The sequence below is a fragment of the Nocardiopsis sp. TNDT3 genome (genome assembly GCF_003427465.1).
GTDB lineage: Bacteria > Actinomycetota > Actinomycetes > Streptosporangiales > Streptosporangiaceae > Nocardiopsis > Nocardiopsis dassonvillei.
In genome coordinates, this window is record NZ_QPFC01001157.1 from 1 (window position 1) to 1728 (window position 1728).

Annotated in this window: 1 protein-coding gene; it reads right to left on the reverse strand. The window is 67.5% G+C overall.

Annotated elements, in window-relative coordinates:
• Nucleotides 1-807: 807 nt before the first annotated feature.
• Complete coding sequence (locus tag DQW06_RS25070; RefSeq protein WP_013156224.1) at nucleotides 808-1116, reverse strand: hypothetical protein; 309 nt, start codon at nucleotides 1114-1116, stop codon at nucleotides 808-810.
• Between the last annotated feature and the right edge of the window lie 612 nt (nucleotides 1117-1728).

Sequence of the window (1728 nt, forward strand, 5' to 3'; positions counted from 1 at the left end):
CGGTGCCAGAGCGTCCCGCGTCCTGTGGACAACCCACACCAGTAGTCCCCCCCGCTGGGAGACGCACGGACTGACACTGCGCCCCAGGAGGCGGGGCATGGCACGTTTCCGCTACCGGGACCACGGGTCAGGACGGGGAGCGGACTCTCGTCACGGCGCAGACGGCCGCAGGGCGTGCTCGTCCTCCGCGCCGGCCCCGACAACAGGCACGACAGGGAGCGCAAGCCGGAGGCGCGAGTCACGGAGGCCCCTTCTCGGCGCACGCTGAACACCGCGGTCACGGCCTCGTCGTGCGCCTGGGGGTGAGAGGGGCGGGGGACCCGCGTCGGGGACAGCCTCTGGTCAGTCCTCGTCGGCTTCCGGAATGTCGATGAGCTGCCGCAGCAGCGCAAAGAAGTCTTCTTCGCTCATCGCCGACCAGTCCACGTACTCGTTCATGGTCTGCGATTTTCCCCAACCCGGGGCTGATAAGCCTGTGTTCGCCGTATTGGTTCGGGAAGTCTCGGTTAACGAGGCGTTAGCGCAGGTGGACGGCTTGGTCCCCGAAGGCTTGGGATTCCCGCCGGATCGCCCGAAGGACCTACCGGATCACACTCACGACCTCAGCCGAAAGAAACCGAAACTGTCCCCGACCGCTCCCACCGCGGGGCGGACAGGACGTACGGGACGCCGGGACGCGACGCGGGAACGGCGCGACGCGGGAACGGTCGGCCGTCCGGCAGCACGTTCGACACCACGTCAGCCGGGCGTTCGCCCCGGCTCCGCTCTCCACTTCCGGCGGTGCCTCGGAACACCCCCGACAGGGCCTCAGACGCGCTGCTGGAGCGCTCCCCGGCAATCGGGGCACCGGCACCGCTTGTTGTACCCGGTGACGGTCCCGTGCGGCAGGGAGGGGTCGCGCTGCTCGGTGAGCGTGAAGTCGAGCTGGTCGCCGAAGGCCGTGAGGATGCGGCCGGTCGAGAAGACCTGGGCCGGGCTGACGTCGAGTTCGGCCGCGGCCTCGTCGATGTGCTTCCCCATCCGGAGTTTCGCGATGAGACGGGAGCGCGTGCTCGGCGGCATCTCCGCCTCCGCGTTCGCGATCAGCTGCTCGGCGTCGTCAATGGGGTAGCTCATGGGTTTCCTCTATGTGTATGGTTACGCCCGCCGAAGCAGGCACCTCAAGCATCGTACGCGGTTTCTCCACGCTGGCATCAAGGTGAGACATACAGGACAGGAGTAAGCAGGCGGCTCTCCCGTCCCTGAAGTCACTGCTCCCTGGAGTCACCGCGGCCGCGGCTCTCAGGCCACCGCTCCGCTGAGGACACCGGGTCCGCCGGATCGCGGCCCTGGGCCAGGCGGACAGATCCGGGCGCCAGCGGTCACGGCCTGCCCCGAATTTTCGGCCGTGTTCTGGGAACCCGAATCTCGCGAAGGTCCCGGGAACCGGCGGCTGGTGTGATTCCTGGTGCGCTTGCCTGGTGCGCTTGTTATTACTGGTATCCCTGTTGTTCCCGTTGCTCCTGTTTCTCAAGTGCCCGGGCAAACATCCTTACATCCCCTCCTTCAGCTTTCCACGTCTTTTCCGTCACTCGTCTTCGCCCCCACCCCTGTTCTGCTCACGCCTTCGCCGCCACTTCCCGTTCCGTTTCCTTCCCCAGCTCCGCACCCCTGTCACCCCCCGGGACCTCGTCCGCCTTCGACACCGCTTCACCCTCCCGCCAATCCCCCTCCGGGGCTCCCCCGGTC